We start from the raw sequence: 14,779 nt of genomic DNA, 5'->3' as shown, positions 1-14,779 counted from the left end.
ATATCCTGGTCGGAGCGGACGAGAAGCGCAAGTGAAGGGGTGCTCATGTCTGACTCCGATACCCATCCGCACGGCCACGGGCAAGGCCACGGCCACGGGCATGGTCACGGCCACGGCCACGGCCATGGGCACGGGCGCGGGGCGGGGGAGCGGCGGGGGGTCAGGGCGCTGGCCGCCAAGGCCGCGCACGTGTTAACGCCGCACAGCCACGACAGCGCCGCCAGGACCGACAGCGCCCTGGAGTCCAGCAGCCGGGGCATGCGCGTGCTGGCCGTGTCCTTCGCGGTCCTCATGCTCACCGCCGTGGTCCAGGCCGTGATCGTCGTCGCGTCGGGGTCGGTCGCGCTGCTCGGCGACACCCTGCACAACCTGGCCGACGCGCTGACCGCCGTCCCGCTGGCCATCGCGTTCTCGCTGGGCCGCCGCGCCGCCACCCGCCGCTTCACCTACGGCTACGGCAGGGCCGAGGACCTCGCGGGCATCGTCATCGTGGTGCTCATCGCCGCCTCGGCCGCGCTCGCCGGGTACGAGGCCGTCCGGCGGCTCGTCGAGCCTCAGGACGTGCGGGCGCTCGGCTGGGTCGCCGCCGCCGCGCTGGCCGGGTTCGTCGGCAACGAGTGGGTGGCGCGCTACCGCATCACCGTGGGCCGCCAGATCGGCTCGGCCGCGCTCGTGGCCGACGGCCTGCACGCCAGGACCGACGGCTTCACCTCGCTCGCCGTGCTCCTCGGCGCGGGCGGCGCGGCGCTCGGGTTCCCGATCGCCGATCCGGTGGTGGGCCTGCTGATCACGGTCGCCATCTGCTTCGTCCTGCGCGACGCCGCCCGCGAGATCTACCACCGCCTCATGGACGCCGTCGACCCCGCCCTGGTGGACGAGGCCGAACGCATCCTGGCCGGCGTCCCCGGCGTCGAGCGCGTCGGCTCGGTGCGCCTGCGCTGGCTCGGCCACGCCCTGCACGCCGAGGTCGAGATCCTGGTCGACCACGCCATGTCGGTCGTGGACGCCCACGCCGTGGCGGTCGAGGCCGAGCACCGCCTCATCCACGACCTGCCGCGCCTGCGCGCCGCCACCGTCCACACCGACCCCTGCGGCCCCGACGGAGCCGACCACCACGCGTCCCTGGCGACCCACCGCATCACCTAGCCCGCTGCGGGTAAGTTGGGGCGGGTGCCGACCGCCGCGACCCCCCACCCGACCACGCCGGGCGCGCCGTCCAGGCTCGCCTGGCTCGACGCCCTGCGCGGCATCGGCGCGCTCGCGGTGGTCGCCGAGCACCTGCTGCCGTGGTTCCTGCCCGCGCTGCGCCCCTACTGGTTCAGCCTCGGCGTCTACGGCATCCTGGTGTTCTTCCTGGTCAGCGGGTACATCATCCCGACCTCGCTGGAACGCCACGGCGACGTGCGGGCCTTCTGGGCCAGCCGCGCCTTCCGCCTCTACCCGCTCTACCTGGCCGTGATCGTGCTGGTGCTGGCCGCGTCCTGGTGGGTGCCGGTGCGCGAGGGCGTGCCGCGCGACGGCAGCGCGGTGGCGGCCCACGCGACCATGCTGCTCGACGTCGTGAGCGTGGGCGGGGTGGCCGACACGATGTGGACGCTGTCGTACGAGATGGTGTTCTACCTGCTGGTCACGGCGCTGTTCCTGATCGGGGCGCACGAGCGCAGCGGGCTGGCGTCCGTCCTGTTCGCCGGGGCGTCCGTGGCGGTGGGGCTGGTGGTGTCGGGGGCGGTGCTGCGGGGCGGCTGGCCGGCGTACGTGTCGTGCGCGGTGTTCGCCGCCGGGCTCGCCTGCGTGGTCGGCGGCTGGTTCCGCAGGACGGCGGCGTGCGTGCTCGGGCTGATGGCGCTGGCGTTGCTGCTGCTGAGCAGCCGGGTGCCGTGGCTGGGCGCGGCCGTGGTCGCGGTCATGTTCGCGGGCACGGCGATCCACCGGTGGGAGCGCGGGCGCGGCGGCCTGTGGCCGGTCGCGGTGACGGCGGCGCTGGTCGCCGTGGCTCCGGTGTGGGCGATCGAGAGCGGCTGGTGGTGGGTCGAGGCCGACGTGTGGCTGACCACGATCGCGCTGGCGGCGGCCACCTTCGCGGGCGCGATGGCGCTGCGCGGGCGGCGGCTGCCCGCCGCGCTCACCTGGCTCGGGCTGATCAGCTACTCGCTCTACCTGGTGCACCATCCGCTGCTGAAGTACTTCGTGGAGATCACCGGCGACCTGCGGCGGGCGCCGCTGCCGTACCAGCTCGCGATGGCCGGGCTGGCCCTGGCGCTGGTCCTGGCCGTCAGCGCGCTCTCCTACCGTTACGTCGAGCGCCCGATGCAGGCGCTGGGCCGGCGGGTCTCCCGGCGGTCCGCCGCCGCGCCGCGCGTGATCCCCGTCACGGGCGCCTCGGCCGCGGGCGGCCAGGGCGACGGCCCGGGGCACACCGCATAGGCCGGCACGATCCGGTCGCCGGGCTCGTGCCGCCGGCGACCGGCGGGCAAGATGGTGTGCGGGTCATCGGCGCGGCCCCGGCGGGCCGTCGCGCGGCCTCCCCGGGCCTCTCGCCGGATCCGGGGCCGGTCAGGGCACGTGCCGGGGCCCCCGCGGCCGCCGGCGGGTGGGGAAGGGGCCGAGGTCATGCCGGGTTCGCTGGTGCTCATGGGATCGGGGGAGACGAGCCCGACCATGGTCGAGGTCCACCGGGCGGTGGCCCGCGGGCTGCGCGCGGGGGCCCGTGCCGTGCTGCTCGACACGCCCTACGCCTTCCAGGAGAACGCCGCCGACATCTCCGCCCGCGCCCGCCGCTACTTCGCCCGCAGCGTCGGGCTGGAGGTCGAGGCGGCCACCGCCGTCGCGGGCGCGGACTGGGTGTTCTCCGGGCCGGGCAGCCCCACGTACGCGCTCGACCGGTGGGCCGCCTCCGGCGTGGCCGGCGACCTGCGGGCCCGGGTGCGCTCCCGGCAGGGGGTGACCGTGCTGGCCTCGGCCGCCGCCTGCACCGCCGGTCTGGCCACCGTGCCCGTCTACGAGATCTACAAGGTGGGCGCCGAGCCTCACTGGCGCGAGGGCATCGGCCTGCTGGAGCCGCTGGGGCTGCGGGCCGTGCTGATCCCGCACTTCGACAACGCCGAGGGCGGCACCCACGACACCCGCTACTGCTACCTGGGCGAGCGGCGGCTGTCGCGCATGGAGCGGGAGCTGCCGCCGGAGACCGCCGTCCTGGGGCTCGACGAGCACACGGCGCTGATCATCGACCTGGAGTCGGAGGCGGTGGAGGTGGCCGGGCGCGGCGGCCTGACCGTACGGCGTCCGGGGGCGGTGACCGTGCTGCCGGCGGGGACCCGTACGAACCTGGCCGCCGTCCGCGACCTGGCGGCGGGCGCCACGTCCGCGACGGTCCCGCCGCCCCGGCCCGCCCGCGCCGCCGCGGCGCCCGCCGTCCCGCTGGAGGAGACGATGCGCTCCTGCGAGCGGCTGTTCACGGACGCGGTCGGCAAGCCGGACCTGGTGGCGGCGGCGCGGCTCGTGCTCGACCTGGAGGCGGAGATCGTCACGTGGGCGGCCGACACCGAGGAGGACGCCGGCGGGGTCGACCAGGCCCGCGAGCTGATGCGGCTGCTGATCGCCCGGCTGGGCGAGGCCGCCGGGACCGCCGGCCTGCGCGCCCTGGTCGAGCCCCTGCTCGACCTGCGCGCGCGGCTGCGGGGGGAGGGGCGGTACGAGGTCGCGGACGCGCTGCGCGCGGCGATGGCGCGCGGCGGCGTGACCGTGGAGGACACCCCGGCCGGTCCGCGCTGGAGTGCGGCGGCGGTCTAGAAGGTCCTGGCGACGCGGCGGGCCTGCTCGTCGGCCTGCTTGCGCTCGGCGTCGTAGGAGCCGGTGAGCGTGGGGTGGTGGCGGATCTCCCGCACGTCGGCGATGCCCGTCCAGCGCAGCCAGTCGCCGAAGAACGTGGACTGGTGGTCGGCGCCGAACTCCGGGCCGAGCCGCGGCCCCCACACCGCGCTGGTGTAGACGACGGCCGCCCGCTTGCCGGTCAGCAGCGCGCGGTAGCCCGTCTCAGGGTGCACGTCGAAGATCATCGCGGGCTGGCTGACCACGTCGATGAACTGCTTGAGCTTGTACGGCACGCCCGCGTTCCACATCGGCACGCTGAACAGGTAGCGGTCGTAGGAGTCGAAGCGCTCGAACGTCCTGACCGCCGCGGCCCAGGCCGCGGCCTCCTCGCCTGTCGGGGTGCCGCCGCCGAACACCGTCATCTTGGCGCGGGCGGCGGCGGGGCCGAACTCGGGCAGGGTGCCGTCCCAGAGGTCGAAGCGGTCCACGGTGTGGGCCGGATGGGTGGCGAGGTACTCCTGGACGAACGTCTCGGCGATGGCGGCGGAGATCGACTCCGTGCCGCGCGGGGAGGCGGAGATGTGCAGCAACCTGGACATGGCGGACACCTTTCTGGACTGCGGTCCGTTTAGTGTCGCCAACGATACGGACCGGGGTCCGGTTGGTCAAGGCGTGGCGGTGCCAGGGCATGGCGAAAGCCGGACCCGCGCTGCATGTTGAGTGCGGCGCCGGTCCGGCGGGGCGTCAGAGGGCTTTCGAGGCCGGAGGCGCGTCGGGCGTCAGCGGCGCGGCGGGTCGATGCGGGCGCCGTCCAGGGTGAAGATCATGAGGCGGGACAGGTCCACCGCGACCTTCGCCGCGTCCCCGGCCCGCCACATCGGCCGGTTCCCCAGCCGGACGATCAGGTCGGAGCGGCGGTGGAAGCCGCTGCCCACGTTCTGGCCGACCTGCTCCTGCTCCTCGTGCTCCGGCGCGCGCTGGGAGAACAGCCGCCGCACCATCCCGGTCAGCCCGCCCGCGCCGGCGCGCTCGCCGTTGAGACGGGCGCGCGGGTCCGGCGGCTCGGGCACCGGCACCGCCGGCATGCCGCACTCCAGGTACGCCAGCCACTCGTGCCCGTGGTACTCCAGCGCCCGCACCCGCCCGTAGAACGACGGCCCGTCGTAGGACTCCGGCACCGGCGCCAGCCCGTCGGGACGCATGCCGACCAGCACCTGCCCGCCCGTGTGCTGCGAGATCGCGTACGCCCTGGGATCGCTCCAGGGCATCGTGAGCCGGTGCGGGCCGAAGTCGAGCATGACGTACTGGTTCTGCGGCGTCCTGACACCGGCCGCCAGCAGGTTCAACTGCTGGGAGTTGAGGAAGGCCGCCACGAACGCCGTCGCTGGATCGTTGTAAATCTGGGCCGGAGTGCCGACGTCCTGCAGGACGCCGCGATTCAGGATCGCGATCCGGTCGGCCAGGGTGAGCGCCTCGACCTGGTCGTGCGTGACGTAGATCGTGGTGACCCCGAGCGACCTGACCAGCGCGGAGATCTCCATCCGCAGTTCGGTGCGCATGCCGGCGTCGAGGTTCGACAGCGGCTCGTCCATGAGGAACAGCTTCGGCTGCCGGACGATCGCCCGGCCCATCGCCACGCGCTGCCGCTGGCCGCCCGACAGGGTGCCGGGGCGGCGGTCGAGCGTCTCGTCGATGTGCAGCGCCTTCGACAGCTCGGTGACGCGGTCGCGCACCATCGCGGGGTCCGACTTGGCGATCTCCAGGGGGAAGGCGATGTTCCCGCGCACGGTCCGGTGCGGGTAGAGGGCGCCGTTCTGGAACACCATGGCCACGTCGCGGTCGCGCGGCGGCAGGTGGTTGGCGAGCTGGCCGTCCAGCCAGAGGTCGCCTTCCGTGATCTCCTCCAGGCCGGCGATCATCCGCAACAGCGTGGACTTGCCGCAACCGGAAGGCCCGAGGAGGACGAGGAACTCGCCATCCTCGGCCTGCAGGCTCAGCCGGTCGACTGCCAGGTAGTCGCCCGGATACACCTTGGTCACTTTGTCGAGAACGACCGAGCTCATGGGCCCACACCTTGCGCGCGTGTCACCTGTGACGAGGCTGATTGAAGAGGTAGTACATCGCGCCTTAACGCTGGATGTCCACCCTTGACATAAAGAATCTCATCCGCAGGGGTTTCGGCCAGGGGTTTTAGGCGGCCGTATACCCATAAATCCGGATACGAGGTGCATGGAAGGGCTTGCGTAAACTTGCGGCAAGGGCTTTCATGGTGCGGGAAACCCGGGGGGAGATCCATGAACATGTGGTGGCGTGACGCCGTGATCTACCAGGTCTACGTGCGCAGTTTCGCCGACGGCAACGGCGACGGCGTCGGCGACCTGATCGGCGTGCGCGATCGCCTGCCGTACCTGGTCGAGCTGGGGGTGGACGCCGTCTGGCTGACGCCCTTCTACACCTCGCCGATGGCCGACTTCGGCTACGACGTGGCCGACTACCGGGACGTCGACCCGCTGTTCGGCTCCCTGGCCGACGCCAAGGCGCTCATCGACGAGGCCCACGGCCACGGCCTGCGCGTCATCGTGGACGTCGTGCCGAACCACACCTCGTCCGCGCACGCCTGGTTCCAGGCCGCGCTGCGCGGCGAGCGACGCGATCGGTACATCTTCCGCGACCAGCCCAACGACTGGGAGTCCATCTTCGGCGGCCCGGCCTGGACGCAGGTCGAGGACGGCCAGTGGTACCTGCACCTGTTCGACCCCGCCCAGCCCGACCTCAACTGGGACGACGACGAGGTGCGCGGCGAGTTCGAGTCGATCCTGCGCTTCTGGCTCGACCTGGGCGTGGACGGCTTCCGCGTGGACGTGGCGCACGGCATGGTCAAACCGGCCGGCCTGCCCGACATCGGCCACGCGAACCAGACCAGGATGATCGGCCGCGAGCCGGTGCCGTACTTCGACAACGACGGCGTGCACGAGATCCACCGGTCCTGGCGGCGGGTGCTCGACTCCTACCCCGGCGAGCGCATCGGCGTCGCCGAGGCGTGGGCGCCCACCGCCGAGCGCCTGGCCATGTACGTCCGGCCCGACGAGCTCCACCAGGCCTTCAACTTCCACTACCTGTTCACCCCGTGGGACGCCGCCGAGCTGCGCGCGGTGATCGACTCCTCGCTCGCCACGGCCGGCTCCGTGGGCGCGCCCACCACCTGGGTGTTGTCGAACCACGACGTCAAGCGGCACGTCACCCGCTACGGCAGCCTGGCCAGAGCCCGCGCCGCCGCGCTGCTGACCCTCGCGCTGCCCGGCTCGGCCTACGTCTACCAGGGCGAGGAGCTGGGCCTTCCCGAGGTGCTCGACCTGCCGGAGGAGGTGTGCCAGGACCCGCAGCGGCTGCGCGACCCCGACAGCGGGCGGGACGGCTGCCGCGTCCCGCTGCCGTGGACCCGCGAGCTCGGCTGGCGCGACCCGTGGCTGCCGATCCCGGCCGACTGGGCGGACCTCAGCGTCCAGGCCCAGGACGGCGTCACGGGATCCACCCTGGAGCTCTACCGCGCCGCGCTGCGCCTGCGCCGCTCCCTGGACGGCGACCTGGTCTGGCACGACTCGCCCGACGGCACGCTGGTCTTCTCCCGCGGCGACGTGCTGTGCACCGTCAACCTGACCGGCGCGCCCGTCGACTTCGGCGTCGAGGGAGAGCTGCTGCTGGCCTCCGATGTCCCCGGAGCAGCCGATTCGGCCGCCTGGTGGAAAGTAAAGTGTGTTCCATGAACGGTCACGCTCGCCTAGCCGACATCGCCGCCCAGGCCGGGGTGAGTGAGGCCACGGTCAGCCGGGTGCTCAACGGCAAGCCCGGCGTCTCCGCAGGCACCCGGCAGGCGGTGATGACGGCCCTCGACCTGATGGGCTACGAGCGGCCGCCCCGCCTGCGGCAGCGCAGCAACGGGCTCATCGGGCTCGTCACGCCCGAATTGGACAACCCGATCTTCCCGGCGTTCGCGCAGGCCATCGAGAAGGCGCTGACCCAGCACGGCTACACGCCCGTGCTGTGCACCCAGCTGCCCGGCGGCGCCCCCGAGGACGAGTTCACCGAGCTGCTGGTCGACCGCGGTGTCAGCGGCATCGTGTTCGTCTCCGGCCTGCACGCCGACACCACCGCCCGGATGGACCGCTACACCCGCCTGATCGACCGCGGCCTGCCGATCGTGCTGGTCGACGGCTACAGCGAGCACATCGACGCGCCCTTCATCTCGCCCGACGACCGCCTCGCGGCGCGGCTGGCCGTCCAGCACCTGGTCGACCTCGGCCACGAACGCGTCGGGCTCGCGCTCGGGCCGCGCCGGTTCGTCCCGGTGATCAGGAAGATCGAGGGCTACAAGCAGGCGATGGCCCACCTGCTCGGCGCCACCGACGTCGACGACCTGATCTCCCACTCGCTGTTCTCGGTCGAGGGCGGGCAGGCCGCCGCCGCGCAGCTGCTGGCCCGCGGCTGCACCGGGATCGTGTGCGCGAGCGACCTGATGGCGCTCGGGGCGATCCGCGCCTGCCGGCAGAAGGGGCTGGCGGTGCCGGGCGACGTGTCGGTGGTCGGGTTCGACGACTCGCCGCTGATCGCGTTCACCGACCCGCCGCTCACCACCGTGCGCAAGCCGATCGGCGCGATGGCCTCGGCCGCCGTGCAGACGCTGCTGGAGGAGGTCGGCGGCGCGCCGGCCAAGCACGTCGAGCTGATCTTCCAGCCGGAGCTGGTCGTGCGCGGCTCCACCGGTTCCGGTCCGCTGGTCAACCGCTGATCCCCTGACGCTCCCTGTGAAAGGCCGGCCCCGCCGATGACGCCTGACGTGCTGGTCCTCGGCGGCGCCGGGGTGGACACCACTGTCTACGTGCCCGCGCTGCCCCTGCCGTACCAGGACACCTACCACGTGCCGCCCGTCGTCGACCGCGTCGGGAACACCGGGGCCGGGGTCGCCCTCGGCTGCCACGCGCTCGGGCTCGGCGTCGCCTTGGCCGACCTCGTCGGCGACGACCCGCAGGGCGCGCTGATCAGGCACGCCCTGCGCGACATCGACTGCAGGTGGGGGGTGGCGCAGGCGGGCACCCGGCGCAGCGTGCTGCTCGTCGGCCCCGACGGGCGGCGCACCTCCCTGCACGATCCCAAGGTCACGCCGGGGGAGCGGCTGCCCCGCGAGCTGTACGCCGGTCCGCGGCCCAGGCACGCGCACATCTCGATCATGGACTTCTGCCGCCACGTCTACCCCGACCTCGACGGCGTCCCCATCTCCACCGACCTGCACGACTGGGACGGCGTCGCCGACTACCAGAAGGACTTCGCCTACGGCTCCGACTTGGTGTTCCTGTCGGCCACCGCGCTGGCCGACCCCGCGGCCACCATGCGCGACATCCTCGCCGCAGGCCGCGCCCACACGGTCGTCTGCACCCGGGGCGCGGACGGCTGCCTCGTCCTGACCCGCGAGTCGGCCACCGTACACGCCTTCCCCGCCGCGCCCCTGCCCGGCCCGGTGGCCGACACCAACGGCGCGGGCGACGCCTTCGTCTCCGGCTTCCTGTACGGCCTGCTGAACGGCCGGACGATCCCCGAGTGCGTCGCCCTGGGCGCGGTCGCCGGAGCCCACGCGTGCACGGTCGAGGGCACCCACGAATCCCCGATCACCGAGAAACTGCTGCTCAGCAGGGCGTCCCAGCTTTGAGCGAGCGTGGTCGCGGCCAGGTTCGGTAGATTCGGGGCGAGAAGCCATGGAATGTGAGGCAAGAGTGTCGGACGAACGCGGCCCCCAGGAGACCAGCCGGGGAAGGCGGCCTCGCACGTGGATGATCGTGCTGGCCGCGGTGGTGCTCGTGGTCGATCAGGCGTCCAAGTTCTGGGCGATGTCGGCGTTGTCCGGCGGCGAAGAGATCACGGTGATCCCGCGGCTGCTGTCGTTGCGGCTGCTGCTCAACCCCGGCGCCGCGTTCTCCCTGGGGGAGGGCGTGACCTGGGTGTTCGCCCTGGCCGCCGCGGGGGCGGTCGCCGGCATCCTGTACGCGTCCCGGCGGCTGCGGTCGCCGGCCTGGGGCGTGGTGCTGGGCGCGCTGCTCGGCGGGGCCGCCTCCCACCTGCTCGACCGCCTCTTCCGCCCGCCCGCGTTCGCCCACGGGCACGTGGTGGACTTCATCGACTACGGCGGATTGTTCGTCGGCAACGTCGCCGACATCGCGCTGACGGGCGGGTGCGCGGTGCTGTTCGTGCTCAGCGTCCGCGGGATCCCGCTGGGGGACGTCCCCGGCGAGAAACGCCTGTCCTCGGCCGGGGACCCTGCCTGATCGGACCTGCCTGATCGGACCTGCCTGATCGGGCCTGCTCGATCGGACCTGCCTGATCGGACCGCCGGAGGCCGGGCGGCGGCCCACCGCCGCCCGGCCTCCGGGGCGTTGTCAGTTCCAGGGGCAGGGGTTGTTGCAGGCGGTGTAGGTCACCGTGCAGTCGGACCAGAAGAAGATCCGCTTGTAGAAGCTGCCGCCGCAGTGGTCGCACCAGGTCTGGTACGTGCAACCGGCGTCGGCGGTCGCCCGGGGAAGGACGCGGGCGAGCACCCGCTCAGCGAGCTTGACCATGACAGTTGTCCTTTCCTCACCTTTCCTCACCGCCCGGCGGGACGCCGGCGCGGAGTCTTCGGCAGATGGCCCACGACCACGCCCAGGAGCTGCCGGGCGGGCACGTAGCCGAACCTGCGGGAATCGAAGCTGATCGGCCGGTTGTCACCGAGCACGACGAGCTGCCCGGGCGGGACGACGCGCTCCGGCCGGTTCGCCAGCGCGGGCACCTCGGCCCGCGGCACCGGATCCCCCGGCACCGCCACCACCCGCTTCACCAGCCAGGACGCCCCCGGCTCCGCGGCCACCACCACGAGCCGCCCCGGACGCACCCCGCCCAGGGAGGACCGGCGCACCAGCACCCGGTCGCCGTGCCACAACGTGGGCTCCATGCTCCGCCCGCGCACGGTCACCGCAACGAACCGCACCCGCAACACCACCAGCACACCCCCCGCCACGACCGCGCCGACACCCCCGACGACAGCCACGACGACCCCGACCACGGCGACGACAGCCTCCACCACCACCGCAACGGCGCGGACGACGGCCACCAGCGGCGTGGCACCAAGGAGGGCCGCCATCTGGGTGGCGCCGAGGATCGCCGTCACCGGCGCGGTGCTGAGGATGGCCGTCACCGGAGTGGCGTCGAAGGTGGCCGTCACCGATGCGGCGGCCTGGATGCTCGGGCCGGCGATCACTGGACGCCTGCCGGTGCGTAGCCGCGGGCCTGGGTCGCGAACAGCTCGGCGTACCGGCCGCCCGTCCGCAGCAGCTCCTCATGGGTGCCGCGCTCGACGATCTCCCCGTCGGCCAGCACGGCGATCGTGTCGGCGTCGCGTACCGTGCTCAGCCGGTGGGAGATCAGCAGCGTCGTCCGTCCCGCCCGATGCTCGCGCAGGACGGTGTGCACCTCGTGCTCGGCGGCCGGGTCGAGACCGGCGTTCGGCTCGTCCAGGATCATCAGCTCGGGACGGTCCCGCAGCAACCCCCTGGCCAGCGCGATCCGCTGCCACTGTCCGCCCGACAGGGTCACGCCCGACTGCTCGTCGTCGGAGAACATCCTCGTGAGGAGCGTGTCGTAGCCGCGTGGCAGCGCCCGTACCATCGCGTCGGCGCCCGCGCGCACGGCCGCCGCCTCCACCCGCGCCCGCCCGGCCCGCAGATCGCCGACCGCGATGTTCTCGGCCGCGCTGAGATCGTAGGCGGCGAAATCCTGGAACACCGCGCCCAGACGTTCGCGCAGTGCGGCGGGGTCGAGCTCACGCAGGTCCACGCCGTCCCAGAGAATCGCGCCGCGCTCGGGATCGTAGAACCGGCACAGCAGCTTGACCAGCGTGGACTTGCCCGCCCCATTGAGCCCGACCAACGCCAGCGACCGTCCGGCGGGAATGTCGAGATCAACACCGCGCAACACCCAAGGCTGCCCAACCCCGTACCGAAACCACACCCCCCGCACCACAACCCCCCGCTCCACCACAACTGCCCGCTCCACCACAACCCCCCGCTCCACCACAGCCTCCGGCCCCGCAACCCCCCACTCCCGCACCGCGACGCCCCGCTCCGCCCCCGACCCCTGCTCCGTCACCGCGACGCCCTGTTCCCGCACCCGCCCCGCGACGCCCCGCTCCGGCCCGACCCCTGGCTCAGGTTCCGGTACCACGACGCCCCGCTCCCGCTCCTGCACCGTGACGCCCCGCTCTGGCCCCCGCTCCCGCCCCCCAACCGTGACGCCCTGCTCCTGATCCCGCGCTGCGATGCCCTGCTCAGGCTCTCGCTCCTGCTCTCGCGGCACCGGTCGCTGCGGCGCCAGGCCACGCAGCGCACCGGTCGCGGGCGTCAGGTCAGGGACGGTGTCCAGCACAGCTCGGTAGTGACCGAAGAGCAGCAACGCCTCATGCGCGGCGGCCAGGTTGCGCACGCCGGACGCCAGCCCACCCTGCGTCCCGGCCACCGCCGCGACGAACACCGACAGATCGCCCACCGACGCCCGCCCGGCGACCGCCTCTGCCACGATCCACACCAGCCCCGCCCCCCAGATGACGGCAGCTAACAGCGCCTGCCCGCCCTGCCCCCGGAGCTGCCGGACCGCCACCCGCCGCCGCTCGGCGTCGACCGCCCTCAGCTCGGTCAGCATCCGGTCGCGGAAGAAGTCCCCGAGCCCGAACAGGCGGATCTCCTTGGCCGCGTGCGGCATGCTCAGCAGCCGGGCGAAGAACATCTCCCTGCGCTGCCCGTGCCCCGTGCTCCGCATGACCTCGGCCTGCTCCCGTCCCAGCCGCAGATGCACGCGGAGCAACGGCAACGCCGCGACGGCGACGAGAACCGCGACAGCCGGGCTCACCTCGGCCAACGTGACCAGGAACCCCGCAGTCATGATCCCGGCCTGCGCCAGCCCGAGCGCACTGGTCACCACCCGGCCAGGGCCCGAACTACCGGCCCGCTCGGCCAGGTGCAGACGATCCTGGAACGCGGGATCCTCCAGCCTGGCGAGACCGGGCAGCGCGTTCACGGCCGTGTAGAGCCGGTCCCGTACGACCAGCCCGACCCGCCGCTCGAACTCAGCCTCCGCGAAGCCCATCACGTACGGCCCCACCCCGGCGACCGCGGCCAACACCAGCAGCGCCGCGACGTACGGAGCCAACCCCGCCATGGTCGTCGCCCGCCCAGCCACCTCGTCCAGGACGAGCTTGGTGCACCAGGCGGTGAGCACCGGCGCAGTGCCCGTCACCGCGGTCAGCGCAGCCTGCAGCAGGACGTACCACCGACCCGCCTCCCAAGCCACCACCCCCGCCTCTCGAAGCGCCCTCAACCCCGTCCTCAGCCTCGCCCCCCACCCCGGGCTTGCCCCTGCCCTCACCCCGATCCCCGACCGCACCTCTGCCGCTGCCCCGGCCTTCGCCCCTACCCTCGCGCCTGGCCCCGCCCCGGCCCTCGCCTCTGGCCCCGACCAGGTTTCCGCGCCCTGCCCCGACCTGGTTTCTGCGTCTGGCCTCGACCTGGTCTCCGCGCCTGCCCCTGACTCCGACCTCCACCCGACCCCTGCTCCTGAGCCCGAGCGTGCCCCGGCCTCCGGGTGTGCCTCGGCCTCCGGGTGTGCCTCGGCCTCCGGGTGTGCCTCGGCCTCCGGGTGTGCCTCGGCCTCCGGGTGTGCCTCGGCCTCCGAGCTCGCCCCTGACCCTGGCCTTGCTCTGAGCCCCCGCCTTGCCGCGAGCCCCGGCTGTGTCTCAGCCCGAGGCCCAGGCGTCTCCTCTGGCTGGGCCTCCTGCCGCGTCTCCGGCTGCCCAAGGCTGCCGTCGTTCGGGCTCACACCGGCTCCGCGGTGGGCAGCGCGGCCGGCTCGGTGCCCGAACCGCTGATCACGCCGCGATCGTCCAGCAGGTAGAAGGCAGGCAGACCGCGCAATCCGAACGCGCGCCACACCGGCCCCTCCGCCTCCTCCTCGACCACCACCATGGCCACCGGCCGCAGCCTGGCTGCCAGCTCCTCGACCTCGCCGGGCGCGCCGATGAGCACCGCGAGCACCTCGTTCCTGCTGAACCGGCCCCGGCGTACGTAGTCCAGAAGGTCTGGCAGCCGCTCACCGCACAGCGAGCACGCGGGGCTGAAGAAGCCGACCAGACGCACCCCGTCGGCCTCCACGACCTCGCCCTCCTGAGTCGTGGCTGCGAACGACGCGGGCACCGCTCCGGGCGGGAGCACCGGCAGCGGGATCCGTCCCGGCGCGGGCCCGGCGCCGTGCGCATCCCCACCGCCGCGAAGGCGGGCGACGAGCACCAGCACCAGCAGGAGGTTCAGCACGCTCAGTACGGTGACGAAAATGATCAAGTACGTCATCGGAACACGCTCCTGAGATCGTCGATCTTGATGAGCAACAGTGCCGCGACGGCTCCGGCGAGCCCGGCGACGACGTTCTGCGCCATCACCGGCGGCACAGGCGGACCGCCGGTGACGAGCCCGAGGACGCTCACGCCCGTGAGCAGCGCGTTCCTGACGAGGTGCACTGGCTCCAAATCACGCGGCGGTCCGCCGAAACACAGACAGGGCGCGGGTGTACGCCGGGCCACGGCGAGCGCGACAGCCCCCGTGAGGATCGCGCTCACCGCCGTCGCCAGGACGAACCCGTACCAGGTCGTCCCCGGAGCCACCAGCAGCACGACGACCGCAGACTCGGCCACCACCACCCCACCCGCGACCCACGCCCGCCGCCGCCGGCCCACGAGCCGGCTGCCCTCCAGCGACCGCGCGAAGGCGGGCAGATCCCGCGCCTTGCCCACAACCGCGACCCCGAACACCACGACCAGCGCGACGCCACATCCGACGGCAAGAACGTCCATGCGTCGAACCGTAGAAAACCGGCCCCTCGGATTTACTGGCAAGCTTCTTAA

14 protein-coding genes are annotated in these 14,779 nt (G+C 73.1%); 7 read left to right on the top strand and 7 right to left on the bottom strand.

The window, feature by feature from the left end:
- Positions 1 to 45: 45 nt before the first annotated feature.
- From ACIBST_RS00730 to ACIBST_RS00720, 3 genes are all read left to right on the top strand, one after another.
- Positions 46 to 1,146 (top strand): cation diffusion facilitator family transporter, encoded by a 1,101-nt coding sequence (locus ACIBST_RS00730; RefSeq protein ID WP_397167881.1) that lies wholly within the window; start codon positions 46 to 48, stop codon positions 1,144 to 1,146.
- Between the two features lie 24 nt (positions 1,147 to 1,170).
- Positions 1,171 to 2,424, top strand: coding sequence for an acyltransferase family protein (locus ACIBST_RS00725; protein ID WP_397167880.1), 1,254 nt, complete (start codon positions 1,171 to 1,173; stop codon positions 2,422 to 2,424).
- A gap of 186 nt (positions 2,425 to 2,610) precedes the next feature.
- Complete coding sequence (locus ACIBST_RS00720; RefSeq protein WP_397167878.1) at positions 2,611 to 3,789, top strand: hypothetical protein; 1,179 nt, start codon at positions 2,611 to 2,613, stop codon at positions 3,787 to 3,789.
- On the opposite strand, the gene ACIBST_RS00715 is transcribed toward ACIBST_RS00720, so the two are convergent.
- Together ACIBST_RS00715 and ACIBST_RS00710 are read right to left on the bottom strand one after the other, a co-directional pair.
- Positions 3,786 to 4,409, bottom strand: coding sequence for an FMN-dependent NADH-azoreductase (locus ACIBST_RS00715; protein WP_397167877.1), 624 nt, complete (start codon positions 4,407 to 4,409; stop codon positions 3,786 to 3,788). The genes ACIBST_RS00720 and ACIBST_RS00715 overlap by 4 nt on opposite strands.
- Before the next feature lie 180 nt (positions 4,410 to 4,589).
- Positions 4,590 to 5,873 carry an ABC transporter ATP-binding protein gene (locus tag ACIBST_RS00710; RefSeq protein ID WP_397167876.1) on the bottom strand — a complete coding sequence of 428 codons (1,284 nt, stop codon included), beginning with the start codon at positions 5,871 to 5,873 and terminating at the stop codon, positions 4,590 to 4,592.
- 231 nt (positions 5,874 to 6,104) lie between these two features.
- Here ACIBST_RS00710 and ACIBST_RS00705 point away from each other — a divergent pair, with 231 nt between their 5' ends.
- From ACIBST_RS00705 to ACIBST_RS00690, 4 genes are all read left to right on the top strand, one after another.
- Positions 6,105 to 7,574 carry a glycoside hydrolase family 13 protein gene (locus ACIBST_RS00705; RefSeq protein ID WP_397167875.1) on the top strand — a complete coding sequence of 490 codons (1,470 nt, stop codon included), beginning with the start codon at positions 6,105 to 6,107 and terminating at the stop codon, positions 7,572 to 7,574.
- Complete coding sequence (locus ACIBST_RS00700) at positions 7,571 to 8,596, top strand: LacI family DNA-binding transcriptional regulator (RefSeq protein ID WP_397167873.1); 1,026 nt, start codon at positions 7,571 to 7,573, stop codon at positions 8,594 to 8,596. The genes ACIBST_RS00705 and ACIBST_RS00700 overlap by 4 nt, the downstream gene beginning before the upstream one ends.
- A gap of 36 nt (positions 8,597 to 8,632) precedes the next feature.
- Entirely contained in the window at positions 8,633 to 9,511 is an 879-nt protein-coding gene (locus ACIBST_RS00695; RefSeq protein WP_397167872.1) for a carbohydrate kinase family protein, read from the top strand.
- 64 nt (positions 9,512 to 9,575) lie between these two features.
- Positions 9,576 to 10,124 carry a signal peptidase II gene (locus ACIBST_RS00690; protein WP_397167870.1) on the top strand — a complete coding sequence of 183 codons (549 nt, stop codon included), beginning with the start codon at positions 9,576 to 9,578 and terminating at the stop codon, positions 10,122 to 10,124.
- A 111-nt stretch (positions 10,125 to 10,235) separates the two neighbouring features.
- Here ACIBST_RS00690 and ACIBST_RS00685 read toward each other — a convergent pair whose 3' ends face one another.
- The 5 genes from ACIBST_RS00685 to ACIBST_RS00665 all read right to left on the bottom strand — a co-directional run bounded on the left by ACIBST_RS00685 (position 10,236) and on the right by ACIBST_RS00665 (position 14,728).
- Positions 10,236 to 10,415 (bottom strand): hypothetical protein, encoded by a 180-nt coding sequence (locus tag ACIBST_RS00685; RefSeq protein WP_397167869.1) that lies wholly within the window; start codon positions 10,413 to 10,415, stop codon positions 10,236 to 10,238.
- A 26-nt stretch (positions 10,416 to 10,441) separates the two neighbouring features.
- A complete protein-coding gene (locus ACIBST_RS00680) occupies positions 10,442 to 11,092 on the bottom strand; it encodes a S26 family signal peptidase (protein ID WP_397167867.1) in 651 nt (216 codons plus the stop codon).
- Positions 11,089 to 13,122, bottom strand: coding sequence for an ABC transporter ATP-binding protein (locus ACIBST_RS00675; protein WP_397167866.1), 2,034 nt, complete (start codon positions 13,120 to 13,122; stop codon positions 11,089 to 11,091). The genes ACIBST_RS00680 and ACIBST_RS00675 overlap by 4 nt, the downstream gene beginning before the upstream one ends.
- Before the next feature lie 575 nt (positions 13,123 to 13,697).
- The gene (locus tag ACIBST_RS00670) at positions 13,698 to 14,228 is read right to left on the bottom strand and encodes a hypothetical protein (protein ID WP_397167865.1); all 531 of its coding nucleotides are present in this window, start codon (positions 14,226 to 14,228) and stop codon (positions 13,698 to 13,700) included.
- Positions 14,225 to 14,728 carry a MauE/DoxX family redox-associated membrane protein gene (locus ACIBST_RS00665; RefSeq protein WP_397167864.1) on the bottom strand — a complete coding sequence of 168 codons (504 nt, stop codon included), beginning with the start codon at positions 14,726 to 14,728 and terminating at the stop codon, positions 14,225 to 14,227. The genes ACIBST_RS00670 and ACIBST_RS00665 overlap by 4 nt, the downstream gene beginning before the upstream one ends.
- Positions 14,729 to 14,779 lie beyond the last annotated feature (51 nt).

It is taken from the genome of Nonomuraea sp. NPDC049684 (assembly GCF_044465345.1).
Lineage (GTDB): Bacteria > Actinomycetota > Actinomycetes > Streptosporangiales > Streptosporangiaceae > Nonomuraea.
Note: the sequence above shows the minus strand (reverse complement) of the source record. Positions and strands in the feature narration are given on the sequence as shown.

Bases quoted from the DNA above. Each gene is read 5' to 3' on its own strand.
- ACIBST_RS00720 (WP_397167878.1), top strand. From the start codon at position 2,611: ATGCCGGGTTCGCTGGTGCTCATGGGATCGGGGGAGACGAGCCCGACC.
- ACIBST_RS00730 (WP_397167881.1), top strand. From the start codon at position 46: ATGTCTGACTCCGATACCCATCCGCACGGCCACGGGCAAGGCCACGGC.
- ACIBST_RS00700 (WP_397167873.1), top strand. From the start codon at position 7,571: ATGAACGGTCACGCTCGCCTAGCCGACATCGCCGCCCAGGCCGGGGTG.
- ACIBST_RS00715 (WP_397167877.1), bottom strand. From the start codon at position 4,409: ATGTCCAGGTTGCTGCACATCTCCGCCTCCCCGCGCGGCACGGAGTCG.
- ACIBST_RS00705 (WP_397167875.1), top strand. From the start codon at position 6,105: ATGAACATGTGGTGGCGTGACGCCGTGATCTACCAGGTCTACGTGCGC.
- ACIBST_RS00695 (WP_397167872.1), top strand. From the start codon at position 8,633: ATGACGCCTGACGTGCTGGTCCTCGGCGGCGCCGGGGTGGACACCACT.
- ACIBST_RS00670 (WP_397167865.1), bottom strand. From the start codon at position 14,228: ATGACGTACTTGATCATTTTCGTCACCGTACTGAGCGTGCTGAACCTC.
- ACIBST_RS00710 (WP_397167876.1), bottom strand. From the start codon at position 5,873: ATGAGCTCGGTCGTTCTCGACAAAGTGACCAAGGTGTATCCGGGCGAC.
- ACIBST_RS00665 (WP_397167864.1), bottom strand. From the start codon at position 14,728: ATGGACGTTCTTGCCGTCGGATGTGGCGTCGCGCTGGTCGTGGTGTTC.
- ACIBST_RS00685 (WP_397167869.1), bottom strand. From the start codon at position 10,415: ATGGTCAAGCTCGCTGAGCGGGTGCTCGCCCGCGTCCTTCCCCGGGCG.